This is a genomic window from Caballeronia udeis (assembly GCF_044909315.1).
GTDB classification, from domain to species: domain Bacteria; phylum Pseudomonadota; class Gammaproteobacteria; order Burkholderiales; family Burkholderiaceae; genus Caballeronia; species Caballeronia udeis_A.
Genome location: NZ_JBIYEB010000004.1, coordinates 363,618 through 387,485, shown reverse-complemented (window position 1 = coordinate 387,485; position 23,868 = coordinate 363,618). Strand labels below are relative to the sequence as shown.

The following is a 23,868-nucleotide window of genomic DNA, read 5'->3' as shown; positions in this document are numbered from 1 at the left end:
GCTTGCGCGGCCGGAATGCAAAGGGCGCTAATTATCCGGCTTGCTGGCGTCCAATAGCGAGAGCCCGACTGTTTTACATATGAACTCACCAATACCGCCAACGTCCGCCAGTGGCAGAAGCGGGATTGCGGGTGCGTCATGAAGCCGCGGGGCGTCGTTGGTGGCGATCGCGAGGATTGCGGTGTCGATCAGATACAGGGGGTCGCGGCCAGCCTCGGGACGCACGACTTCGAGACGCGGCAGGGCCTCGCGCGTGAAACCTTCCACCAGCGTCAGGTCTGCCGGCGCAAGCCGCGCAACCAGATCCGCTAACGGCGGCTCGGGCGCGTCATGCAGTTCCTGCACGATGGCGTACCGGTAGGGCGAGGCGATCAGCACCTCGCCCGCGCCGGCCGTGCGGAAGCGTGCGCTGTCCTTGCCCGGCGGCTCGAGCTCGATTGAGTGATGGCTGTGCTTCACCACGTTCACGACCAGTCCGCGCGCGCGGAACCACGGCAGCAGCGCTTCGATCAACGTTGTCTTGCCCTGTCCCGAACGCCCGCAAATGCCGAAGATGCGCAGCTTCGCCGCTGCTTCCGTCATGTCGCTACCCCGTTTTTCCATCCTTGAATATTAGCGCGTGACACGGCTTCCATCACATAACGCCGCTCGGCGAGATCGCGCAGTGCCTGCGACATGGCGACGCGAATACGCACCTCGACCTGATCGAACGGCAGCACCAGGCCCGGCGACTTCTCGTGAACCCGGATGATATGGAAGCCGAACTCCGTTTCCACGAGCACAGGGCAGAGGGTACCCGCGGGCGCGGCAAACACCGCGTGTTCGAATGCCACCACCGTGTCACCGCGTCCAATCTCGCCGAGCGCGCCGCCATCCACGCCCGAGGGGCAATTCGACACCGTACGCGCAAAGTGGACGAAGCGCAGTTCGAGGTCGCCGCTCTGCAACAGTTCATCGAGTGTCTGTTGAGCTCGTTGGCGCAGCGCCGCCAGGTCCACTTTCTCCGTCACCTGGAACAGAATGTGGCTCACCCTCGCGCGCTCGTTTACCCGCCAGCGCTCCAGGTCCGCCAGATAGTGACGCTCGCACTCTTCATGCGTGGGCGCCGCCGCTTCAGCGAGCTGATGATCGAGCAACGCTTCGATCATGGCCTCGTCGCCCTGAGCCGCAGCGACGATGTACAACTGAGCCGCTTCATCGAGCAGGACGCGGCGCAGTACAGCCGCGGTCAGGGCAGCTTGTTGCGCATCCGGCGTGTCTGCATAAGCCGGCATTTCGCGCTCCAGGTCCGTATCGGCGAGTTTCACGCCGTTGACAACTATTGCCACGATGTTCTCCTCCGAACGGGTTAGCGCGGCCGCACGAACTGCCATGCGCGGCTCAGGTACGTAACGGAAGCGAAGCCGCTCCAGACATGCACGAGCCGGGTGAAAGGGAAGATCACGAACAGCGACATGCCCATGAACAGATGCATCCGGAATACGAATGGTGCGGCCGCCACGTACTGCGCTGCGTCGCCGCGGAAGGTCACGACGTGCTGCGCCCAGGTCATGAGCGACCACACGGCGAAAGCAAGCATCAGTGCCGGTATGGAGATCCACAGGTTGCGGTTGGCAATGGCCGAGCCGCGTGTTTTCCAGAACGCCGGATCTTCCGGCTCCCATTTTTTGAGGAGATAGTCGGACATGTTCTTATGAGTGGGATTGGAGGGATGCGCGCGGCGAGACTTCGGCGCCATGCGGACGGAAGGAGAAGTGCATCCAGATGAGGCTGACTGCGGTTGCGCCAAAAAGCAGCATGAAACAGGTGCTGCTCACGCCCGTCAGGTCGGCCAGCACCCCGAACAGAATGGGTAGCGCGAACCCCGCAAGACCGCCGGCGAGACCGACCACGCCGGAGACCGCGCCGATGTTGCCGCTGTATTCGTCAGCGACGAACTTGAATACGGAGGCCTTGCCGATCGCCATCGCGATGCCGACGGTGAACATCAGGATCGCGAACACCGTGGGCGAGAGCGCAATGTGAAACGCGAGCGGACCGTGGGTCGACTGAACGATGAAGCCCGAGTCCGGATAGCTGAGAAAGAGAAGCACGTGAGCACGGTCCACATCACGATCCAGGTCGTTTTCTGCGCGCCGAAACGATCAGACAGCCAGACGCCGATTGCGCGCAGCACGCCGCCCGGCAGCGAGAAACACGCGGCCAGCAACGCGGCCTGTTCAATATGAAAGCCGTAGTGATTGACGTAGTAATGCGGCAGCCATAACGCCAGCCCGACGTAACCTCCGAACACGACCGAGTAGTACTGTGAATAGCGCCATGCGCGGCGGTCTTTCATCACGGCCAGCTGGCTGGCGAAACTGGGCGGATTCGCCACGCGATGCGCCGGATTGCTGGCCGAGGTCATCCAGAAGAGGATGGCCGTGACCAGCATGGCAATGGCGTACACCTTCGGCACGATCATCCAGGTACCGGCAGTCACGATCAGGATCGGCGCCACGAACTTGGTCAACGCCGAACCGGCATTGCCGGCGCCGAAGATCCCCATGGCGAGCCCCTGGCGGTCCTTCGGAAACCAGCGCGCCACATACGGCGTGCCGACCGAAAAGCTGGCGCCGGAGAGGCCCACAAGCAGCCCCAGTGCGATGAATTGCCAGAACTGGGTGGCGTACGTGAGCATCCAGACAGGTATGACGGTTGCGAGCATCGTCAGGAAAAAGACAATGCGTCCGCCGAAGCGGTCCGTGCAGATCCCGAGCGGGACGCGGGCGAGCGAGCCGGACAAGACGGGCGTTGCCGCGATCAGGCCGAATTCGGTGTCGGAGAGACCGAGCTGCGTTTTCAGCGGAATGCCCAGAATCGCGAACATCATCCAGATCGCGAAGCAGATGGTGAAGGCGAAGGTGCTCGACCACAGCACGCGCCAGGCGCGCGGATCGGCGGTCGATACATCGTGAGTGGCTTGGAACTTGCCTGCGGCAGTCATATTGCTTGCCTGTCGATTAGATTTGCGTTGAGTTGGGAATTCACTGCAAGATTAGGAACTGCGCGACGTGCCGCCCATTCGCCAATGGAAGGACGCGACTCCATGCCGCTCCTCCGGCGGGACTACTCCGAAAGGTGTAATTTGGAATGGGATGCAGTTGGCCACGCACGCTCCGCGAACCCGGTGCAACGCAACAAACCGCTGGACATGAGGACAGAACATGGCTGAAGACGACTTGAAGATCACCGTTTCGCCGCAGCAGTTTTCCACCGACGTCATGCTGGAAAAGTATGCGAAGGGCGACGAAACGCGCATCGACGACATTTACCGGCGGGTTGCGCGCGGCGTGGCGCTGGCCGAACCCGAGGCGCGGCGCAAGCAGGTCGAGACCGAATTCTTCGAGAATTTCCAGCGTGGTGCGCTGGGCGCCGGACGCATCATGAGCGCGGCCGGCACGGGCATCCAGGCAACCCTCATCAACTGCTTCGTGCAGCCTGTGGGCGACGCGATCCAGGGCGTGGACGAGAACGGTTTGCCGGGCATCTACGTCGCGCTGCTGCAGGCGGCCGAAACCATGCGGCGCGGCGGCGGCGTGGGTTACAACTTTTCCGCGATCCGTCCGAAGGGCGCACGTGTGCATTCCACTGGATCGTCCGCGTCGGGTCCGTGCAGTTATATGGACGTGTTCGACGCGTCCTGCAGGACGGTTGAAAGCGCCGGGTCGCGGCGCGGTGCGCAGATGGGCATTCTGGATTGCTCTCATCCCGACCTGCTTGAATTCATAGCGGCAAAGCATGAGAAAGGGCGCTGGAACAACTTCAACGTGTCGGTGGCGGTAACCGACGAGTTCATGCAGGCCGTTGCTGACGACGCCCTTTGGCAACTCGTGCATCCCGCCGAGCCGTCACCTTCGTTCAAGGCGTCGGCCGGCGCACGGCAGCGTGACGACGGACTGTGGGTTTATCGCGAAGTGCGGGCGCGCGAGGTGTGGGACACGATCATGCGTTCGACCTATGACGTCGCGGAGCCGGGCGTGGTGTTCGTATCGCGCATGAACGACGACAACAACCTGCGTGCCGTGGAGACCATTCGCGCGACGAATCCTTGCGGCGAGCAGCCGTTGCCCGCGTATGGCTGCTGCAATCTCGGACCGTTGAACCTGACGCGTTTCGTGCGTGAACCGTTCGCGCAGCGCCATGGAGGAATGCCGGTATTCGACTGGGATGGCTTGGCGAAAAGTACCCGCACGCAGGTCCGTTTTCTCGATGATGTGCTCGACGTAACGCTCTGGCCGTTGTCCGAACAAGATCAGGAGGCGCAAGCGAAACGGCGCATAGGCGTGGGTTTTACCGGGCTCGGTGACACGCTTGTCATGCTCGGCGTGCGCTACAACTCGCAGGAAGGGCGCGACTTCGCGGCCCGCGTGGCGCGGACCATGCGCGACGAAGCGTATCGAGCATCGGTTGAGCTGGCTCGGGAGCGGGGGGCGTTCCCTCTCTTCGATGCGAAAAAGTACCTTGAAACAGGGACGTTTGCGTCGCGTTTGCCGGACGACATCAAGGCGGAGATTCATCGCGACGGTATCCGCAACAGCCACCTGCTCTCCATTGCGCCTACCGGCACGGTGAGCCTGGCATTCGCCGACAATGCGTCGAACGGTATCGAGCCGGCGTTCTCGTGGACCTACCAGCGGACCAAACGCATGGCCGACGGCAGCCGGCAATCGTTCGCGGTGGAAGATCATGCGTATCGCTTGTACCGCGAGCTGGGCGGCGACGTGAAGGCGTTGCCGGAGTACTTTGTCAGCGCGCTCGACATGTCCGCGAACGATCATCTGGAAATGATGGCGGCGGTGCAGCCTTTCGTCGATACCTCCATTTCGAAGACGGTGAACGTGCCGGCCGATTATCCGTTCGACAAGTTCAAGGATCTCTACTTCGATGCATGGCGCCGGGGGCTGAAGGGTCTTGCCACCTACCGTCCTAACGACACGCTGGGCGCGGTGTTGTCCGTGACGCCCGAAGCACCCGCCGCCGTATCCGATCCCTCGGACGCGGCGGACGCCGAGGTCGAACTGGACCCGTTGCGCATAGCCGTCGATCACCGCCCGCGTGGCGAGTTGCCGGCGATCATCGAGAAGGTGGAGTACCTCACGCAGGCCGGCAAGAAGTCGCTTTATGTGGCGGTGTCGTTCATGGAGATTACCGGCCGGCTGAGCGGTGAAGATGTCACCATCGAGCGGCCTATCGAGTTCTTCATCCCGACCGGGCAGCGCGACGAATCGCAGCAGTGGATCACGGCGACCATGCGGTCATTGTCGCTGGCGGCGCGGGGTGGTTTTGTTGCACGCAATCTGCAGGATATGCGCAAGGTGTCGTGGGATCGCGGGCAAGTGCGTCTTGGCGACGTCGAGCGCCCCGGTGGCCATAAGGCGCCGCGCTGGCACGATTCGGAAGTCGCGGCGCTTGCTTATGCGATCCAGCAGATTTTGTATCGACGGGGCTTCCTCGATATCGAGGGCGGTCAGATCCCCTCGCGCACGCTTGCGCAGCGCCGGCATGAGAATGCACAGGCCGGGCTTGCATCGGCTTTACCTGATTCCGCTGATGACGACATCACTGCGGTCGTCGAGGACCACGCGGATGCGGCCAATCCGCATGCCTTGCTACCCATTCCCGGCCGCAAGTGTCCTACATGCGGCGCCAATGCAATGATCCGCAAGGACGGTTGTGACTTCTGTACAGCGTGCGGCGAAATAGGTGCGTGCGGTTGAAACACTTAACCTCATTAACACGCTTGCATCCAGCTTGATGACGGTGGTTGGTGCGGACCCGATAGTCCGCACCAGCGAAACGCTGAACTGTTTAACCTGCCGCCGAATCCGTCCACTCCGTAGCCTGACGCTCGCGCATTGCTTGCGGCCGGAACGGTTGCCACTGCGGTGCGGCCGGAAGCCAGTCATCGAGCGTGGAGAAGTCTTCAAGGGGGACTAATTCATTCATGATGGACTCCTTTATTTATTGAACGTGCGCGTTGCCGCTTTGTGTCACTGAGCCGTTCGCGAATTCCACGATTTCACGATTACGTTGTTCCGCAGCCGCCGCTTCGCGTGCACGTTGTTCGTGCTGCTCGGCAATGGCAATCCCCGCCATGCTGCGCTCAGGGTACGTGTTGCGGTTCAGCGCGGGCAACGTGCCGTTTGCATAAGATACGGCCAGCTCCGCGCGGACTTGTGCGCGTGTCATGGTGCTTTGGCTGGTCACCGCGGTTTGATAAGTGCCTGCGTGCCCAATGCCGCCGTCAGCGAATGCGGTGGTGGAGACAATCGCCGAGATAGCGGAAAGCGAGAGTGTTGCAATGGCGGTTTTCATGCGTGCTGCTCCTGTCGGTTCATTCGATAAGCATTCAACGGAGTCGATGCAATCGAACAGATAGCGGGGCAGCGGGCGTCGGGCTAATTAATCAGTCTAACCAATGAAACACAATGACATCGACTAATCGACGAGCCGCGCTGCGACAGGATGAAATGTAGTCAAGCGAGCGCGGCGGATAAATGCTCGTTAAGCGAAAAGATTAATCGCATCAGGCGAATAATCGAAAAAGCCCTTATGGAAAGGGCTTTTGCGACGAAACCAGTATTAACCAAAGGGACTTAAGCCCTTACCCGCGAGAGGGTCGAATGGGGCTTAAAGGGCCCAGGAGCGACCCAGCCCGAACCGTGTTCCCAAGCATGACTACACCACGATCTCAGCGGTGCCGGCAACATCGGGCGTGCCATGCCTGACGATCGACTTGGCCGGCGTAGCCGTCGGCAGGCAGCGTTGCTCGGCGTCTTCCTGCCCGGAAAGCAGCGGACACCGCTCGAACAACTCGGCCGCCCAGTCGACGAAAACCCGCACCTTGGGCGACAAATGCCGGTTATGCGGATAGACCACCGAAATGGGCATGGGCAGCGGTTTCCATTGCGGCAGCACCTCGACCAGTTCGCCGGAGCGCAAATGCGGAAGGGCCATGAATCGCGCTATCTGGACGATTCCCACTCCTTTGACGCCGCACGCTATATAGGCCTCCGCATCATTCACGGCAATGGGCCCGCGCATTTTCACCTCGACGGATTTTCCATCGACGACAAAATCCATATCCATCACGCGGCCGGTGCGGCTGGAGAAATAATTCACGGCCGTGTGCTGCTGCAAATCCTCGATGGTATGCGGCACGCCATGAAGTTCGAGATATTCCGGACTCGCCGCGGTCAGGCCCTGAAACACGCCGATCCGCCGTGCCACCAAACTCGAATCCTGCAAGGTTCCCACGCGAATGACACAATCCACGCCTTCCTGAATCAGGTCGACCGGTTTGTCGCCGAAACCGATCATCAACTCGATGTCCGGGTAACGCGTGTGGAATTCGCAAAGCTGTGGCATGACGATCATGCGCCCGATCGACCCCGGCATATCGATTCGCAATTTGCCACGCGGACCTTTGCTGCTATGGGCGAAGGAACTCTCGGTTTCTTCTATGTCCGCAAGGATCCGCACGCAGCGTTCGTAATACGCGGCGCCATCCGGCGTGAGGTTCAGGCGTCGTGTCGTGCGTTGCAGGAGACGCACGTTGAGGAACGCTTCGAGGTTCTGAATGATCGTTGTCACCGAGGCGCGCGGCATGTCCAGCGTGTCTGCTGCGCGCGAAAAACTATTGGTGTCGACCACTCTTGTAAACACCTGCATAGCTTGTAGCCGGTCCATTTTTCTCTCACCGTCAATGCTTTGCAGCGTCCGGAATAAGGATGCCGCTCAGACAGGAATGGGCAGTTTCGATCGCGATTGTTCGGTGCGACCGAATTGTGTTGCCGGATTATAGGCATTTATTTCAAATGTCGTTGCCCCCAGAATTCGTTCCATCGCAACTCGGGTGGGATGGCGCGGACGCGCTGAAAATAACCATGGCATCGACGCTGGATCTGGGCCTCTGCATAGAGGATGTTCGAATCGCGGGACATGCGCAACCCATAACCTTGCGCAGTTATCGCCCCGCCTCGGACGGCAGCGTCCTGCCGGTCGTGCTCTATTTTCATGGCGGCGGTTTCGTGCGTGGCACGCTGGATGACGCCGACATTACCGCCAGCACCATCGCCCGGGACACGGCGGCGTGGGTCATTTCGGTGGGCTACTCGCTGGCGCCGGCTTTCCCGTTTCCCGCGGCGCCCGAGGACGCATATAGGGCGGCGCAATGGGCGGTTGCGAACGCTCGTGCGCAACGAGCGGATGCGAACCGCATCGGGGTCGCCGGGCACGATGCAGGCGGGAACCTGGCCACGTGCCTCGCGGCTATCGCGCGGGATCGGGGCGACATCGTGATCCTGGCGCAAGCGCTGCTCGCGCCGTTGCTGGACCCGAGCATGACGCGCATGGCCGACGAGAACAAGGTGCGCTCGCCGGACATCGGCGTGACGGAGTGCGCGCAGTGTTATCGCGCGTATCTACCGAACGCTTCACAACGGCTTCACCCATATGCGGCGCCGCTGGAATCGCGGCGCCTGGCCGGTCTGCCGCCCGCGCTGATCGCAAGCGCGCAACACGACCTGCTGCATATCGAAGCTGAGAAATATGCGGGCGAACTGATCGCCGCCGGCGTGCCGACGGAAGTCACGCGGCATGTCAATGCATCGCATAACGCGCTTGCAGCGGATCCGGCCGCACTCGCCGATGTCGTCACGTTCTTCAAGAAACGGCTTCGCGCGCGGCCGCTTGCGCCGCTCGCGGCACACCAAAAAATTCAAACAATCTCAACGACTTAATCGGAGCTACGCATGTCCATCACTCGCAAACGTCTTACCGTCGCGCTAGGCGCAGCGCTGGTCGTCGCAGGCATCGGAACATTCACTGCGATGCATGGTTTCGGCCGCGGCGATCTCCCGGTGAACGGTGCTGAAGCGGCCATCAAGCCGTCGGTGCCCGCCATGGAAGTGGATGTCGCCACGGTGGTCTCGAAGACCATCACCGACTACCAGAACTATTCGGGCCGCCTGGAAGCGGTCGACAAGGTCGAGGTCCGTCCGCTCGTGCCGGGGACCATTGTCGCGGTGCATTTCGCCGATGGCGCGCTGGTGAAGAAGGGCGATCCGCTCTTCACCATCGACCCGCGGCCGTACGTGGCGGCAGTCGATCAGGCCGCGGCGCAACTCGCGGCGGCCCAGGCGCGCAACGGTTATACATCGACCGATGCGGCACGGGCGGAACGCCTGCTGGCGGATAACGCCATCGCCAAGCGCGACTACGACGAGAAGCAGAACGCCTCGCACGAAGCGGCGGCGAACCTGAAGGCGGCGCAAGCGGCGCTCGAGACGGCGAAGATCAACCTGACGTACACGCAGATCGTGGCGCCGGTGTCGGGCCGGGTGTCGCGTGCGGAAATGACGGTCGGCAACATCGTGTCGACCGGCGCCAGTGCGCCACTGCTGACCACGCTGGTGTCGGTGTCGCCCATCTATGCATCGTTCGACGTCGATGAGCAAACCTACTTGCGTTATCTGAGCCGCGACTCGCGTGCAAGCGTGCCGGTCTCGCTCGGTCTCGCGAATGAAGACGGTTTCTCGCGCGAAGGCAAGGTCGCATCCGTCGATAACCAGCTCAATACGGGGTCGGGCACGATTCGCGTGCGAGCACGTTTCGATAACGCCGACGGTTCGCTGGTGCCGGGTCTCTACGCACGCATCAAGGTCGGTGGCGGCACGCCGCATCCGGCCGTGCTGATCGACGACGCTGCGATCGGGACCGACCAGGACAAGAAGTACGTGATGGTGGTCGACGCGGACAACCGCGCGCAGTACCGCGAGGTCACCCTCGGCACGCTTAGCGAAGGGCTGCGCGTCATCGTGAAGGGCTTGCAGCCGGGTGAGCGGATCGTGGTGAACGGCCTGCAGCGCGTGCGTCCGAACGATGTGGTGAAGCCGAATTCCGTAGCAATGGCGAGTGCATCGCCGGCCAAAGACGCTTCATAAGACGCGCTTTAACAGACGGGTTTTATAAGCGCTTAACAGCGGCTCCTCATGTGCGTGGTACGTGACGGGTGCGTTCCTGACGGGACGGACCGGTCGGCGGCTACGCACGTGCAGCCTCTCATGCAGATAAAGAAAACGTCATGAACATTTCCAAGTTTTTCATCGACCGCCCGATCTTTGCGGGTGTGCTGTCGGTGCTCATCCTGCTGGCCGGCATCATCGCCATGTTCAAGCTGCCGATCTCCGAATATCCGGAAGTCGTGCCGCCATCCGTGGTCGTGCATGCGCAGTATCCGGGCGCGAATCCGAAGGTGATCGCCGAGACGGTGGCCTCGCCACTGGAAGAGCAGATCAACGGCGTGGAAGACATGCTGTACATGCAGTCGCAGGCCAACAGCGACGGCAACCTGACCATCACGGTGACGTTCAAGCTCGGCACGGACCCGGACAAGGCGCAGGAACTGGTGCAGAACCGCGTGTCGCAAGCGCTGCCGCGCCTGCCGGAAGACGTGACGCGGCTCGGTGTGACGACCATCAAGTCGTCGCCGACGCTCACCATGGTGGTTCACCTGAACTCGCCGAATGACCGCTACGACATGACGTATCTGCGCAACTATGCGCTGATCAACGTGAAGGACCGGCTCGAGCGGATCCAGGGCGTGGGCGAGGTTCAGTTGTGGGGTTCGGGCGACTACTCCATGCGCATCTGGCTCGATCCGCAAAAGGTCGCGCAGCGTGGCATGACGGCGACTGACGTGGTCAACGCCATCCGTGAGCAAAACGTGCAGGTGGCCGCCGGGGTGATCGGGGCATCGCCGACTTCGTCGAACGTGCCGCTGCAACTCAACGTGAATGCGCAAGGCCGCTTGCAGACTGAAGCTGAATTCCGCGACATCGTGCTCAAGACTTCGCCTGACGGCGCTGTCACGTATCTGCGTGACGTAGCGCGTGTCGAGCTGGCTGCATCCGAGTATGGCTTGCGCTCGCTGCTCGACAACAAGTCCGCGGTTGCCATGGCGATCAACCAGCAACCGGGTGCGAACTCGCTGCAGATCTCCGACCAGGTCCGCCAGACCATGAAGGAACTGAAGGCGGACATGCCGGCGGGCGTCGACTATGAAATCGTCTATGACCCGACGCAGTTCGTGCGCTCCAGTATTGAAGCGGTTATCCATACGCTGATTGAAGCCATTGCGCTGGTCGTGCTGGTGGTGATCGTGTTCCTGCAAACCTGGCGCGCGTCGATCATTCCGTTGCTGGCGGTGCCGGTGTCGATCATCGGTACGTTCTCGCTGCTGCTCGCGTTCGGCTTCTCGATCAACGCGTTGTCATTGTTCGGCATGGTGCTGGCAATCGGGATCGTGGTGGACGACGCGATCGTGGTGGTAGAAAACGTCGAACGCAATATCGAGGCGGGGTTATCGGCGCGAGAGGCGACCTATCAGGCCATGCGCGAAGTGAGCGGGCCGATTATCGCCATTGCGCTGACACTGACGGCTGTGTTCGTGCCGCTCGCGTTCATGTCGGGCCTGACGGGTCAGTTCTACAAGCAGTTCGCCATGACCATCGCCATCTCCACGGTGATCTCGGCCTTCAACTCGCTGACCTTGTCGCCGGCGCTCGCGGCATTGCTGCTGAAGGGCCATGACGAACCGAAGGACTGGCTGACGCGTGGCATGGACCGTGTGTTCGGCGGCTTCTTCCGCCAGTTCAACAAGGTTTTCAAGCGTGGTTCGGAGAACTACGGCAAGGGTGTGACGGGCGTCATCAACCGCAAGGCGCTGATGATGGGCGTGTATGTGGTGCTGCTGTGCGGCGCTGTCCTGATGAGCAAGGTCGTACCCGGCGGTTTCGTGCCGGCGCAGGACAAGGAGTACCTGATCAGCTTTGCGCAGTTGCCCAACGGCGCGTCGCTCGACCGTACCGAAGCGGTGATTCGCCAGATGACGGACATCGCGAGGAAAACGCCGGGCGTGCAAAGCGCGGTGGAATTCCCGGGCTTGTCGGTGAACGGCTTCACGAATTCGTCGAGCGCGGGCATTGTGTTCGTGACGCTCAAGCCGTTTAGCGAGCGCAAGGGTGCAGCGCTCTCGGCGGGAGCAATTGCAGGCTCGCTGAACCAGAAATACGCGGCGATCAAGGGTTCGTTCATTGCCGTGTTCCCGCCGCCGCCGGTGCTTGGGCTGGGGACGCTGGGCGGCTTCAAGCTGCAACTGGAAGACCGTGGCGCATTGGGTTACTCCGCGCTGAGCGACGCTACGCAGGCGTTCATCAAGCGTGCATCGCAGGCGCCTGAACTGGGCCCGACCTTCTCCAGCTACCAGATCAACGTGCCGCAACTGAACGTGGATCTGGACCGGGTGAAAGCGAAGCAGCTGGGCGTATCCGTCACCGATGTATTCAGCACCATGCAGGTCTACCTCGGCTCGCTGTATGTGAACGACTTCAACCGATTCGGCCGGGTGTATCAAGTCCGGGTGCAGGCGGATGCGCCGTTCCGCTCGAGCTCGGATGACATCGGTCTGCTCAAGACGCGTAACGCGAACGGCGAGATGGTGCCGCTCTCGTCGCTCGTCAAGGTGACGCCGACCTTTGGTCCGGAGATGGTGGTGCGCTACAACGGCTACACCGCTGCCGACATCAACGGCGGTCCGGCACCGGGTTATTCGTCGGGCCAGGCGCAGGCTGCGGTGGAACGCATTGCGGCTGAAACGCTGCCGCGCGGCATCAAGTTCGAATGGACCGACCTGACGTATCAGCAGATTCTTGCCGGCAATGCGGCCATGTGGGTGTTCCCGATCAGCGTGCTGCTCGTGTTCCTCGTGCTGGCAGCTCTGTATGAAAGCCTGACGCTGCCGCTCGCCGTGATCCTGATCGTGCCCATGAGCATTTTCTCGGCACTGGTCGGTGTCTGGCTCACGAAGGGTGACAACAACATCTTTACGCAAATCGGCTTGATGGTGCTGGTGGGCTTGTCGGCGAAGAACGCCATCCTGATCGTGGAGTTTGCGCGGGAGCTTGAAATGCAGGGACGCTCGATCGTGGAGGCGGCGATTGAAGCCAGCCGCCTGCGTCTGCGGCCGATCCTGATGACCTCCATTGCTTTCATCATGGGCGTGGTGCCGCTCGTGCTGTCGTCGGGCGCGGGTTCGGAAATGCGCCATGCAATGGGCGTAGCGGTGTTCTTCGGCATGCTCGGTGTGACGCTGTTCGGCCTGATGCTTACGCCAGTCTTTTATGTACTGTTGAGAAAGCTGGCCGGCGGCGAACATCTCGTCGACAAGCATGGCCACAATCCGCACATGCGCGGTGTCAATGCTTCGCTTGAAGTATGAGAGAGGTTGAAATGAAAACGTTGAATATCAAGCGATGGCTGGGATTGCCGGCGCTACTCGGGTCCATGCTGGTTGTCGCGGGCTGTTCGCTCGCGCCGACCTACACGAAGCCCGACGTGAGCGCGCCGGCGGCCTTCAAGGAAACACCGCAGGAAACGGCTCTGGCGCCTTCGGAGCAGGGTACGTGGAAGACCGCGCAACCGTCGGAACAGGCGTTGCGCGGCGAATGGTGGACGGTTTTCAACGACCCGACGCTCAACGACCTGGAACATCAGGCGCTGGAGGCGAACCAGAACCTGAAGGCCGCGGCCGCGCGCGTGAAGGAATCGCGCGCGATCAACCAGACCGCCCGGGCAGGCTTGTTCCCGACGCTGGATGCAGGTTTCGGTCCGACGCGAGAGAAGGTCTCGCCGGCCTCGCAGTTCCTCCCCGCCAACGCCAACGTACCGTCACAGACCCTGTGGCGTGCAGAGGCGAGTGCGTCGTATGAAGTGGACCTGTTCGGCCGCGTGTCGGACTCGGTGAAGGCCGCGAACGCCGACACCGAGCAAAGCGAAGCGCTGTTCCGGTCCGTGCAGCTTGCGTTGCAGGCGGACGTGGCGCAGAACTACTTCAACCTGCGTGAGCTCGATTCGGAAAGCGATGTCTATGCGCGCACCGTCACGCTGCGCGAACAGGCCCTGAAGCTGGTGCAGAACCGCTTTAACGAAGGCGAGATCAGCGAGCTGGACGTGGCGCAGGCCAGGTCCGAACTTGCCACCGCCAAGTCCGACGCCATGACGGTGCAGCGCTTGCGCGCCGCGTCCGAGCACAGCCTCGCGGTGCTGCTCGGCAAGTCGGCGTCGCAGTTCTCGATGGCGGCCAATCCGCTGCAGCCTGTCGATATCAAGATTCCGCCGGGCTTGCCTTCATCGCTGCTCGAACGCCGGCCGGATATCGCGGCGGCCGAACGTGCGATGGCGGCGGCGAACTCGCGCATTGGCGTGGCGAAGTCGGCGTTTTTCCCGTCGCTCAGCATAACGGGCTCGGGCGGATTCGAATCGGCGACGCTTGGCGATCTCTTCAACTGGTCGAGCCGCACGTTCCTGCTCGGACCATTTGCAGGCACGGCGCTCAATTTGCCGATCTTCGATGGCGGGCGTCGCAAGGGCAATCTTGCGAACGCACGCGCGATCTACGAAGAGGATGTCGCGAACTATAGGCAGCAGGTGCTGGTGGCGTTCCAGGAAGTGGAGGACAACCTCTCCGACCTGCGTATCCTCCAGGACCAGACGCGCACGCAGGCCGAAGCGGTGAGCGCATCGAACCGGGCAGCGCAGCTTTCCCGTGCGCAGTACACCGAGGGCGCGGTCAATTATCTCGACGTGATCGATGCCGAGCGTACCGTGCTGCAGTCGCAGCGCGCAGCGGTTCAACTGGCGGGCGTACAGGCTACGTCGACGGTGAACCTGGTCCGTGCGCTCGGCGGTGGTTGGGGAGATATGCCGGCTGCATCTGTAACACCGGCAACACCGGCTGCACCCGCGGCAGATGCGAGCGTTGCGTCGCGCTGAGCATTGAACGTGGCACTGGAAGCGTGATTGTTCAAAACGCGCGACAAGTGTCTTCGATTACAGCGGGTTTATCCGGGGGCTCCCGGTCCGTAGAATAAAACTATGGATACGGGAGCCGTCATGAAAGCCTTAATCGAACGACAACTCTACCGACCCGCCGTCGTACTACCGCTGTTGGTCTTGATGCGCCTGATGGTGACGCTCGATTTCAACCTGATGCAAGTGACGTTCGTCGTGGTCATGAAGGGTTCGCAGTACATGTTTCAAGCGGTATTCAGGCATCGCCACGATCAAGCCGATCAAAGCGACGCCCTTACACCGCAGGTCCATGCCATGCATGACAAGACCTGCCACTGCTAAGCCATCAGCAATCAATACACTTCCGGCACGATGATGCTTTCGGGCACCGGTTGCCGCAGATAATCGTCGTTATAAACGCGGTCAGGCAATTCGATCGTAGGGTGCTCGATCTCGTGATACGGCACCTGGCTCAGCAGATGGTGAATGCAGTTTAGCCGCGCGCGTTTCTTGTCCACGGCCTGCACGACCCACCACGGCGCTTCGGGAATATGCGAACGCGCGAGCATCACTTCCTTCGCATGCGTATAGGCTTCCCAGCGACGGCGGCTTTCCAGGTCCATCGGGCTCAGCTTCCACTGCTTCAACGGATCTTGAATACGCGCCTGGAAACGAACTTCCTGCTCGTCGTCGGTGATCGAGAACCAGTACTTCAGGATCTGCACGCCGCTGCGCACCAGCATCTTTTCGAATTCCGGCACTGAGCGAAAGAACTCTTCGTACTCGGCGTCGGTACAGAAATTCATCACACGCTCGACGCCCGCCCGGTTGTACCAGCTGCGGTCGAACAGCACGATCTCCCCGCCTGCCGGCAGATGCGACACGTAGCGCTGGAAATACCACTGGGTGCGTTCGCGATTGTTCGGTGCGGGCAATGCGGCGACCCGGCACACGCGCGGATTCAGCCGCTGCGTGATGCGCTTGATCGCGCCGCCCTTGCCGGCGGCGTCGCGTCCTTCAAAGATCACCACCAGCCGGTGACCACTGGCGACAACCCAGTCTTGCAGCTTGACGAGTTCACCTTGCAGGCGGAACAGCTCGCGAAAGTAGATCTTGCGTTGCTCGCGCGCTTCGGCGGACAACGCACTGTCGCCGTCGAGGATGCGGTCGTCGACTTCCATCTCGAGTTCTTCGTCGTAGCTGTCGATCAGGTCTTCTTCGAAGCGGCGCTGTTTATCCTGCGAAATCATGGGAAGCTCCGTTTGGTTGGGCGTGTTGACCGCGTTGACTCGTCCCGGCAGGCAATGCAAAACCCTGCAATCCTGCAAATTATCGATTATCCGGTCCGATAATTTCAGGAATGTTACGGCAGGCGCGCCCGGAGCGGGGCAACCAACTCATGATCCGCCCGCGCGCGGGTGCTGAGCGTGGAGGAACGGTTTTCGCGTCATACGCCAGGATTGGGCACTTTGCCCGGGAACCGGAGACCGCATGCACGACGCATCCAGTGGCCCACGGCGCCCATCGGCGGTCGAACGCTGGGCGCCGTGCGTCTATTTCGTGATCGGGCAGCTCGGCTGGTTTGCCTGCGTGCAGAGCGCCGCGCACGACGTGCCATGGATCGGCGTGGCAACAGCCATTGTGCTCGTCGCGGTGCATCTTGCGCGGGTCGATCGGCCATTGCAGGAGTTCAAGCTGCTGGTCAGCGTGGTGGTGATGGGCGCGATCTGGGAGAGCGTGCCGGTGGCGACCGGATTGCTCGCGTACCCCAACGGCACCGTGTTGTCCGGCGCGGCACCTTACTGGATCCTTGCGCTGTGGGCGCTTTTCGCCGCCCAGTTCAACACGACGTTCGGCTGGCTCAAGCAACGCATGCCGCTTGCTTCGGTGCTTGGCGCCATAGTTGGGCCGATGTCGTTCCACGCCGGCGCAGCGCTGGGCGCGGTGCGCTTCGTGCAACCGCTGCCGGCGACACTCGCGCTGGCGATCGGCTGGACCATCCTGATGCCGGCGTTGATCCTGTTCTCGCGGTGGTGGGATGGGGTGCATTGATTACCGGCCGGGGGTTGGTCGGGCCGGAGCGTAATTGTTTGCCTTTAGAATGCCGCATCGCCGTTGCCAACGGCATTCTCCTTGCGACTCCCATGACCGACACCGTTTCGCTTTCGTTGCCTCACTTCGACCACGCGGATACCGCGCGCCTGCTGCCCTTCGACCGCCTCGTCGATACCTTGAAATGCACCATGCTCGACTATGCGAGCGGCCTCATCACGAGCCCCGAGCGCATGGTGGTGCCGCTTCGCGACGGCGCTGTGATGCTCTCGATGCCGGCCGCCGCGGCCGACCTTGCCATGCACAAGCTCGTCAACGTATGCCCGAAGAACGGCGCGCTCGGGTTGCCGACCATTCACGGCCAGGTCACCGCATTCGATGCCGCGACCGGCGTACCGCTCTTCATGCTGGACGGGCCCACGGTAACCGGCCGACGCACCGCCGCGGTCACGATGATCGGCATCCAGGCGCTGCTCGGGCGCGAGCCCAAGACCGTGTTGATCATCGGCACGGGCAAGCAGGCTGCGCATCATGTCGAGGCGCTGAGTGTGCTTTATCCGGCCGCTGAGATTATTGTGCAGGGCTCGCGGACCGAACGCGCGGAAGCATTTTGTGCGGACCATGCGGGGTTATCGGAGAGATTGAGCGCGTTGAAGGATGCCGGGATTCCCGCATCGATCGACGTGGTTATCGCGACCACCACGAGTAAAACGCCCGTCTATACGTTGCCGCCCATCGAGGGCCGGCTCGTGATCGGCGTGGGCGCGTTCACGCCTGACGCCGCTGAGATTGCGGCATCGACGGTGCTGGCGAGCGATGTGTTCGTGGACGACCTGGCCGGTGCCCGGCACGAGGCCGGGGACCTAATCCAGGCAGGTATTGACTGGGACGAGGTACGGCCGCTTGCGAGTGCGTTGGGTGTCCAAGCCGCTGAATCAGGGATCAAGCGGCCGGTCATGTTCAAGAGCGTTGGCTGCGCAGCGTGGGATCTGGCCGCATGCAGGGTTGTCCGGGCGATGCTCGGAGCAGGTTAAGAAAAGTGCTTGCCTATCGAGCTGGAATAATCCTTGCTATTTAATCCTTGGTGATCCGAGGATTATTTCAGGGCTTGATTGATGACTAGTCGAAACGAATTTGAACTGAGAGAAGCGGAAAAAGCTGATTGGCGCGCCCAATCCGATATAGCGACCATTGCAAAACAGGCGTGGTCAGATGCAATTCCCGCTGCCACGCCAACGGCGCCTTCCCGCGTTACGCCACCGGCGACGTACTTCATATCGGTGCTCGAACTGGCGACTGGCGAGAAGCTGGGCAACAACGAACGGCTTCGCGCGATCGCGATTCTTGAAGCGCATTTCGCAGCGGGACGTCCCCGCACGCTGAAGGAAGCGATCAGGATCTGCGCGGGCGCGATCGATTCTTCGACGCTCCAGCGCATGGCGCGCGGCGCGAAAGCCTGAACTCCGCACGAACCGCCGACGCTCGCAGCGCTGCTCATTTTTTCAGTCGCTGGTAAGAATGACGTCTTTTTGTCATACGGAAGACCTGTGTCGAAGACGCCAGGCGTCGCCTGATCGAGTCAGCGTGATTGCCGAAAGCGGCTCCAGGTCCATGCAATAGACTGCTGCAAGGGGTGCATCCAGCACGGTCGCCAGCGCGGTCTTGACCACGATTGCATGCGTCACGACCAGCGTGACTCCAGCCTCTCGCCAGCTCTCCAGTGCACCGCGAACCCTTGTTTGCAGGGCTCCCAGACTCTCACCACCATGCGCCGCGCTTTCCGGTTCGGAAAGCCATGCACCCAGTCCGGCCGCATCTTCATCGTGAATCTCGCGGATGGGACGGCCTTGCCAAAGACCGTAATCCAGGTCGTTCCATGACATGTCAATGCTCGCGGCGGTTTCGAAGGCGCGCGCGGTTTGAATGGCGGCGTGTGCCGGGCTCGTGATGACCCGATCGGGTTGAAACGCCGAAGGAAGCCGTGTGAGACGGGGCAATTCAGGCTCATCAATAGCGTCGCCGCTACTCGGAAATGAGCCGCGTTTCATTGAAGCCGTGGTCGCGTGGCAGAGCAGGATAAGTTCGGTTTTCATAAGGCTCGATCAAGGGAGTGCTTTACATTCGGCCGACTCATTCTAGAATGGCGACTTGCATTGCGAGGAAACCGGTGAAAGTCCGGCACGGTCGCGCCACTGTGAGCGGATGTCAAACAAGGCTCTTGAAGGGCTGCCAGCGCTTCAGCCTTCTGCATCTGCAAGTCAGACCCTCGCTGCAACCTTTCTTTTTTCTTACGGGACGCGTAATCCCCTGGAGTTGCTCATGAGCCATCCTGCCGCATCCGCCAGTTTGACCGGCAATAATCCCGCATTTGATGCACCCAACCCCATTCCGGTGCGTGAAGTGTTGCCCTGGGCAGTCTTCATTGGCCTGCTTTTGCTGATCGCGATTTATTTTGTTGGCGCCGAACAGGGCGCGACCTCGATCTTCCAGGGTATGGTCATTCACGAGTTTGTCCACGATGGTCGCCATCTGCTCGGCTTTCCCTGCCACTGAGACCGACCATGATCCGAAACCTTTTGATACGCGGCATGATCGCGGGACTCGTCGCGGGCCTGCTCGGCTTTTGTGTTGCCAAAACCTTGGGTGAGCCTTCGGTCGATCGCGCGATTGCCTTTGAAGCGCAGCAGGAAAAGCTGCACGAACAAGCGGAAGCCGCAGCTGGGCATCAGCACGATCCTGCCGATGACGTCGAACTCGTCAGTCGCGGCACGCAAGCGGGGCTCGGTTTGCTGACAGGTGTCTGCGTGTTCGGGACAGCGTTGGGCGGCCTGTTCTCCCTCGTGTTCGCGTTTTCGTATGCGCGGCTTGGCGCTTTGCGCGCACGGGGAACGTCGGCGTTGCTCGGCCTGTTCGGCTTCGTGACCATTGCGATCGTGCCGTTCCTCAAGTACCCGCCGAATCCGCCGTCCGTGGGCAATCCTGACACGATCGGCGCACGGACCGCGCTGTTTTTCGGCATGGTCGCGATCTCGCTGATTGTGGCTGTGTTTGCCGTGCGGCTGCAGCGGCGTTTGCAGGTGCGCCACGGCAACTGGAACGCAACGCTGATTTCGGTCGCCGTGTATATCGTGCTGATGGCGCTGGCGCACTTTGCGCTGCCGCCGGTCGACGAAGTGCCGAAGCTGTTTTCAGCGACGCTGCTGTGGAATTTCCGCGTGGCGGCAATCGGCATCCAGGCGGTGATCTGGACCACGCTCGGTTTGCTGTTCGGCGTGCTCGCGCAACGAGAAATGGAAGGGGCGCCGGTGCGCCGGATCGCTTCGGCCTGAGCGTTTCGTTAGTACGGGTCCAATGAGGGGCGGCTCGCGGGCCGCCCCTTTTTCATGCTGCTGCCTTGCGTGCGAGCAGCGTATTGAACAGTGCGAGCTTGTCGGCATCGGCCATGGTTTTCCATGCCTTGATCTCTTCGCGGCTTCTGAAGCAGCCTTCGCAATGCCCCGTGGTCTTGTCGAGCCGGCATACATCCGTGCACGGCGAGCCCACGGGCTGAAGCTGTATGGCCCGCTCAATGGTGAACGTGAGTTCGAGCGGTACTTCCATTTCTGTCTGCATGTCCATCGGAGTTATCACAGTGTTTCGCCGCGAAAGAGGGCGGCGGCCGCCGCCGGATTTGTCGGCCAGTAAGTGTGCATGTAGGTAGCGGTGATCGGGCCATGACGATAGATCGCTTCGCCTTCCACGCCCGTGGTGGCGTGCGTCGCGGTGAGGACCGGCGACATGCTTGTTGTCATGGACGAGTAGTGGAAGGTGTGGCCGGTGTGAATGCCGTGGCGGCTTTCAACACGCTGCATGGCGAGCCGGGCCAGGCGTTTCTGCATCTTCGCGTGGCCGGGCAGAAGGGCCAGCATGGCATGCTGCGCACCTTCGATATCCGTCAGTGAATCCAGCAGATACAGCATGCCGCCGCATTCCGCGACCACCGCTTTACCCGCCTCAACGTGCGCGCGAATCGAGTCCGCACTCGCTGCGTTCGCGGCAAGGCGGGCGGCGTGCAGTTCTGGATAGCCCCCCGGCAGATAAAGCGCATCGGCATGGGTGGGAACGGGCTCATCGGCGAGCGGCGAGAAGGGGGCTAGCGTTGCGCCCATCGCCTTCAGCAGGTCGAGATTCGCGGGGTAGATGAACGAAAACGCGGCATCGCGGGCAATGGCGATGCGCATGCCCTCCAGCAAACGCGGCGGCGGTTCCTGGGTGTCGTGATTGAACACGACCACGGGCGGCAACTCGCGCAGCGCCGTCTCGCCGATCTCGTCCGCCGCGCGATCCAGCCGTGCATCGATGTCCGCCACCTCTGCGGCCTGCGTGAGACCGAGGTGCCTTCCGGGCAGCGCGATGTCCTCGGTGCTCGACAGATGACCGCAATATCGAATGCCTTCAGGAATGGCTTCGCTCAGCATTTGCGCATGCCGTGCCGACGCTACGCGATTGGCGAGCACGCCATGGAAGGGCAGATCCGCCTGGTAGCGCGCGAGCCCGAACGCCATTGCGCCGAAGGTCTGCGCCATGCCGTGCGCGCCGATCACGGCGAGCACCGGCACGCCGAACGCGGCCGCGAGATCGGCGCTGCTGGGCGTGCCGTCGAAAAGTCCCATCACGCCTTCGATCAGGATCAAATCGGCGTCCTGCGCCGCTTGCGCGAGCAGCGCGCGGCAGCCGCTTTCGCCGACCATCCACAAATGCAGTGAATAGACGGGCGCGCCGGACGCGCGTTCCAGGATCATCGGGTCGAGGAAGTCGGGGCCGGTCTTGAAGACCCGTACTCGCCGGCCTTGCCGCGTGTGATAGCGCGCGAGCCCGGCGGTAACGGTGGTCTTGCCCTGGTTCGACGCGGGCGCGCTGATGAATAAAGCGGGGCAGGCGTGCACGTCAGAACTCGACGCCGCGCTGCGCTTTCACGCCTTGCTCACGATACGGATGCTTGATCGGACGCATCTCCGTCACGAGATCTGCCGCCTCGATGAGCGCTTCCGGCGCATGGCGGCCAGTCACGACAACATGCAGCATCTCGGGCCGCGCGTTGAACACCGCGAGCACTTCGTCGAGCGGCAGGTACTCGTATTTGAGCACCGTGCACAGTTCGTCGAGCACGACCATCTGATACTCCCCGCTTTCAATCATCTTGCGCGCCGCATCCCAGCCCTTGCGAGCCGTCGCGATATCGGCATCGCGATTCTGCGTGTCCCATGTGTAACCGTCGCCCATGGTGATGAAATCGCAGTTGGCGATTGCCCCGAGGAAATCGCGCTCGGACGTGTGCAGCGCTCCCTTGATGAACTGCACCACGCCGAGCCGCATGCCGTGTCCGAGCACGCGTACGGCCATGCCGAACGCCGCCGTGGTTTTACCCTTGCCGGTGCCCGTATTGACGATCAGGAGGCCCTTCTCGCGTGCGGCGGCGGCCTGCTTTTTTTCGTGGCCTTCCTTGCGCCGCTGGGTCATGCGCAGATGCGCTTCTTCATCCGTTTTCATCATGTTCTCTCGTTGTCAGCCTGTTGCTTTGGATCGTCTTCAGCGATAGCGACGGTCACGCCACCGGCCACTGTTTTCGGCACGATGATCCGCCCGTTGCGGGACGCCAGCAATGCACAGGGTTCGCAAACGCCGTCAATGCCAAGCAGCGCCTGAACCCGTTCCGACGCGCTGGTCTCAACCTGCGCGATGTTTTGCTTCGAAAAAAATTGCAGCGGTAAACCGTGGCGAGCGGCGAATTCAAGGAGTGCGGTTTCGTCCTTCTTGCTATCGATCGATGCCAGCGCGCGGGTGCTTGCGAGCGGCCGCGTTCCCAGCGCCGCTAGCACGGCGGCATGAATCTGTTCGACGCTTACACCGCGCCGGCAGCCTATGCCGATGACCCATGTACTCACGATTGTCCTCTGCTTGCGAAGCCCGGACACACGCCAGCGAACCTGGGGAAGGGCGGTTGGACAGGCGAGCGCCGGGGGGACCCCGACATTGAGCGCAGGCGCTGAAAAATTGGATTCATGTAAGACGGGTATAAGCACTACGTCTTTCATCCGTCCCTCGCGGATGTGGCGTCCGGCGCGCTGTTGTAGCGATAGCGCGTCACTTGGCGACTGGCCGGTATCCGGGCTTGGCGACCGCATTCCGCTCGCCTTCCCGCGCGCTTGCGCAGTGGCTTTGGAGGCAATGAGCGCCCGGTTCGAATGAAAATCAGGAATCAGAGTCAGTCGAACGAGGCGCGGGTCGCGTACCGTTGCGGGGACAGCACAGGTTTTTGCAGACACGGTGCGTGCGGCCTAAAGCTTCGAGCCTTGAAAATACGCGCGTATGCATCCTGTTTCCCGTTTAACTACGCGCGAGCGAAAAGCGCGCGTGAGCACCAGACGCGGGCCAAAGATAGCACAGCGGGTAGGGGTTGCGCTGGGCTTTTACAGGCTGGAGCCGGTCGGCAGCGCGGGTTTGGTGGTCTCGCACCGACAAGATCTCTCGTCAGCAGACGCAGCTTGAAACCCCTCCCGCGCCCTGCCCAAACCTTGACGCTAACCTCCCATCAGCCTAGACTTCGCGATAGTTTTCTGGTGCTCGCGCGCGGTCTCTGCTGCGCGCAGTTAAACGGGAAGCAGGGAGCATTGCCGCAACCCCGGCTGTGCCAACCTGCGCTGCCCCCGCAACGGTAAACGAAAATCGTACGACGTGGTTTTATCCCGGTTCACGCCGGGCTCACGCCACTTCGCACGGTAAAGCCGGCTTCGAAAAACCACTGCATGGCTACATCATGTGGGAAGGTGAAGCGGCACTTTCGCGAGCCCGGATACCGGCCGGAACGAGTCAACGCCTGAAGCGGACGATGTCGCGGGGATGCGGCATACGCTCGACACTTTTCACCATGCTTTTCCGGATTGC

22 protein-coding genes, 2 pseudogenes and 2 riboswitches are annotated in these 23,868 nt (G+C 61.7%); of the genes and pseudogenes, 11 read left to right on the top strand and 13 right to left on the bottom strand.

Annotation, left to right across the window (positions count from 1 at the left end; genetic code table 11):
- Nucleotides 1-27: 27 nt before the first annotated feature.
- The 4 genes and pseudogenes from mobB to ABH944_RS09155 form a co-directional block, all read right to left on the bottom strand.
- A complete protein-coding gene (gene mobB, locus ABH944_RS09170) occupies nucleotides 28-582 on the bottom strand; it encodes a molybdopterin-guanine dinucleotide biosynthesis protein B (protein WP_404605499.1) in 555 nt (184 codons plus the stop codon).
- Nucleotides 579-1,328 (bottom strand): peptidylprolyl isomerase, encoded by a 750-nt coding sequence (locus tag ABH944_RS09165; RefSeq protein WP_404605501.1) that lies wholly within the window; start codon nucleotides 1,326-1,328, stop codon nucleotides 579-581. Before ABH944_RS09165 ends, mobB begins: the two co-directional genes overlap by 4 nt.
- A gap of 20 nt (nucleotides 1,329-1,348) precedes the next feature.
- A pseudogene (locus ABH944_RS09160) lies at nucleotides 1,349-1,555 on the bottom strand (respiratory nitrate reductase subunit gamma); the annotation flags it as partial.
- A gap of 136 nt (nucleotides 1,556-1,691) precedes the next feature.
- A pseudogene (locus ABH944_RS09155) lies at nucleotides 1,692-2,986 on the bottom strand (MFS transporter).
- A 220-nt stretch (nucleotides 2,987-3,206) separates the two neighbouring features.
- Here ABH944_RS09155 and ABH944_RS09150 point away from each other — a divergent pair.
- A complete protein-coding gene (locus ABH944_RS09150) occupies nucleotides 3,207-5,759 on the top strand; it encodes an adenosylcobalamin-dependent ribonucleoside-diphosphate reductase (protein WP_404605503.1) in 2,553 nt (850 codons plus the stop codon).
- 91 nt (nucleotides 5,760-5,850) lie between these two features.
- Here ABH944_RS09150 and ABH944_RS09145 read toward each other — a convergent pair whose 3' ends face one another.
- The 3 genes from ABH944_RS09145 to ABH944_RS09135 form a co-directional block, all read right to left on the bottom strand.
- Complete coding sequence (locus ABH944_RS09145) at nucleotides 5,851-5,988, bottom strand: hypothetical protein (protein ID WP_404605504.1); 138 nt, start codon at nucleotides 5,986-5,988, stop codon at nucleotides 5,851-5,853.
- A 15-nt stretch (nucleotides 5,989-6,003) separates the two neighbouring features.
- Complete coding sequence (locus ABH944_RS09140) at nucleotides 6,004-6,357, bottom strand: DUF4148 domain-containing protein (RefSeq protein ID WP_404605505.1); 354 nt, start codon at nucleotides 6,355-6,357, stop codon at nucleotides 6,004-6,006.
- 363 nt (nucleotides 6,358-6,720) lie between these two features.
- Complete coding sequence (locus tag ABH944_RS09135; protein ID WP_404605507.1) at nucleotides 6,721-7,731, bottom strand: LysR family transcriptional regulator; 1,011 nt, start codon at nucleotides 7,729-7,731, stop codon at nucleotides 6,721-6,723.
- Nucleotides 7,732-7,928: 197 nt separating this feature from the next.
- Here ABH944_RS09135 and ABH944_RS09130 point away from each other — a divergent pair, with 197 nt between their 5' ends.
- The 5 genes from ABH944_RS09130 to ABH944_RS09110 all read left to right on the top strand — a co-directional run bounded on the left by ABH944_RS09130 (nucleotide 7,929) and on the right by ABH944_RS09110 (nucleotide 15,234).
- On the top strand, nucleotides 7,929-8,783 hold the full coding sequence (locus ABH944_RS09130) for an alpha/beta hydrolase fold domain-containing protein (protein WP_404605991.1): 855 nt from the start codon (nucleotides 7,929-7,931) through the stop codon (nucleotides 8,781-8,783).
- A gap of 12 nt (nucleotides 8,784-8,795) precedes the next feature.
- Nucleotides 8,796-9,986: an efflux RND transporter periplasmic adaptor subunit gene (locus tag ABH944_RS09125; protein WP_404605509.1), complete on the top strand. Its 1,191-nt coding sequence runs from the start codon at nucleotides 8,796-8,798 to the stop codon at nucleotides 9,984-9,986.
- Nucleotides 9,987-10,126: 140 nt separating this feature from the next.
- Nucleotides 10,127-13,321, top strand: coding sequence for an efflux RND transporter permease subunit (locus tag ABH944_RS09120; RefSeq protein WP_404605511.1), 3,195 nt, complete (start codon nucleotides 10,127-10,129; stop codon nucleotides 13,319-13,321).
- An 11-nt stretch (nucleotides 13,322-13,332) separates the two neighbouring features.
- Complete coding sequence (locus ABH944_RS09115) at nucleotides 13,333-14,874, top strand: efflux transporter outer membrane subunit (RefSeq protein ID WP_404605513.1); 1,542 nt, start codon at nucleotides 13,333-13,335, stop codon at nucleotides 14,872-14,874.
- A gap of 120 nt (nucleotides 14,875-14,994) precedes the next feature.
- Complete coding sequence (locus ABH944_RS09110; protein ID WP_404605514.1) at nucleotides 14,995-15,234, top strand: hypothetical protein; 240 nt, start codon at nucleotides 14,995-14,997, stop codon at nucleotides 15,232-15,234.
- Between the two features lie 11 nt (nucleotides 15,235-15,245).
- On the opposite strand, the gene ppk2 is transcribed toward ABH944_RS09110, so the two are convergent.
- A complete protein-coding gene (gene ppk2 / locus ABH944_RS09105) occupies nucleotides 15,246-16,142 on the bottom strand; it encodes a polyphosphate kinase 2 (RefSeq protein ID WP_404605516.1) in 897 nt (298 codons plus the stop codon).
- Between the two features lie 241 nt (nucleotides 16,143-16,383).
- Between ppk2 and ABH944_RS09100 the strand changes: the two genes are divergently transcribed.
- The 3 genes from ABH944_RS09100 (at nucleotide 16,384) to ABH944_RS09090 (ending at nucleotide 18,404) form a co-directional block, all read left to right on the top strand.
- Entirely contained in the window at nucleotides 16,384-16,944 is a 561-nt protein-coding gene (locus ABH944_RS09100; RefSeq protein WP_404605517.1) for a DUF2878 domain-containing protein, read from the top strand.
- 92 nt (nucleotides 16,945-17,036) lie between these two features.
- The gene (lhpI, locus tag ABH944_RS09095) at nucleotides 17,037-17,978 is read left to right on the top strand and encodes a bifunctional Delta(1)-pyrroline-2-carboxylate/Delta(1)-piperideine-2-carboxylate reductase (protein ID WP_404605519.1); all 942 of its coding nucleotides are present in this window, start codon (nucleotides 17,037-17,039) and stop codon (nucleotides 17,976-17,978) included.
- 81 nt (nucleotides 17,979-18,059) lie between these two features.
- Nucleotides 18,060-18,404 carry a hypothetical protein gene (locus ABH944_RS09090; protein WP_404605521.1) on the top strand — a complete coding sequence of 115 codons (345 nt, stop codon included), beginning with the start codon at nucleotides 18,060-18,062 and terminating at the stop codon, nucleotides 18,402-18,404.
- A 72-nt stretch (nucleotides 18,405-18,476) separates the two neighbouring features.
- On the opposite strand, the gene ABH944_RS09085 is transcribed toward ABH944_RS09090, so the two are convergent.
- The gene (locus ABH944_RS09085) at nucleotides 18,477-19,037 is read right to left on the bottom strand and encodes a histidine phosphatase family protein (protein WP_404605522.1); all 561 of its coding nucleotides are present in this window, start codon (nucleotides 19,035-19,037) and stop codon (nucleotides 18,477-18,479) included.
- Between the two features lie 226 nt (nucleotides 19,038-19,263).
- Here ABH944_RS09085 and ABH944_RS09080 point away from each other — a divergent pair, with 226 nt between their 5' ends.
- Nucleotides 19,264-19,497, top strand: coding sequence for a CbtB domain-containing protein (locus tag ABH944_RS09080; RefSeq protein WP_404605523.1), 234 nt, complete (start codon nucleotides 19,264-19,266; stop codon nucleotides 19,495-19,497).
- Nucleotides 19,498-19,505: 8 nt separating this feature from the next.
- A complete protein-coding gene (locus tag ABH944_RS09075) occupies nucleotides 19,506-20,273 on the top strand; it encodes a CbtA family protein (protein ID WP_404605525.1) in 768 nt (255 codons plus the stop codon).
- 52 nt (nucleotides 20,274-20,325) lie between these two features.
- On the opposite strand, the gene ABH944_RS09070 is transcribed toward ABH944_RS09075, so the two are convergent.
- Genes ABH944_RS09070 through ABH944_RS09055 form a run of 4 tightly spaced genes read right to left on the bottom strand, consistent with a single transcriptional unit; the run spans nucleotide 20,326 to nucleotide 22,868 of the window.
- Nucleotides 20,326-20,562 carry a DUF1289 domain-containing protein gene (locus ABH944_RS09070; RefSeq protein WP_404605526.1) on the bottom strand — a complete coding sequence of 79 codons (237 nt, stop codon included), beginning with the start codon at nucleotides 20,560-20,562 and terminating at the stop codon, nucleotides 20,326-20,328.
- Nucleotides 20,563-20,570: 8 nt separating this feature from the next.
- Nucleotides 20,571-21,869, bottom strand: coding sequence for a cobyrinic acid a,c-diamide synthase CobB (locus tag ABH944_RS09065; protein WP_404605527.1), 1,299 nt, complete (start codon nucleotides 21,867-21,869; stop codon nucleotides 20,571-20,573).
- Nucleotide 21,870: 1 nt separating this feature from the next.
- Complete coding sequence (gene cobO / locus ABH944_RS09060) at nucleotides 21,871-22,473, bottom strand: cob(I)yrinic acid a,c-diamide adenosyltransferase (protein ID WP_097267579.1); 603 nt, start codon at nucleotides 22,471-22,473, stop codon at nucleotides 21,871-21,873.
- Nucleotides 22,473-22,868 (bottom strand): cobalamin biosynthesis protein, encoded by a 396-nt coding sequence (locus tag ABH944_RS09055; protein WP_404605528.1) that lies wholly within the window; start codon nucleotides 22,866-22,868, stop codon nucleotides 22,473-22,475. The genes cobO and ABH944_RS09055 overlap by 1 nt, the downstream gene beginning before the upstream one ends.
- Nucleotides 22,869-23,063: 195 nt before the next feature.
- A riboswitch (cobalamin riboswitch) is annotated at nucleotides 23,064-23,364 on the bottom strand.
- Between the two features lie 160 nt (nucleotides 23,365-23,524).
- Nucleotides 23,525-23,802, top strand: a riboswitch (cobalamin riboswitch).
- The last annotated feature ends 66 nt before the right edge of the window (nucleotides 23,803-23,868 follow it).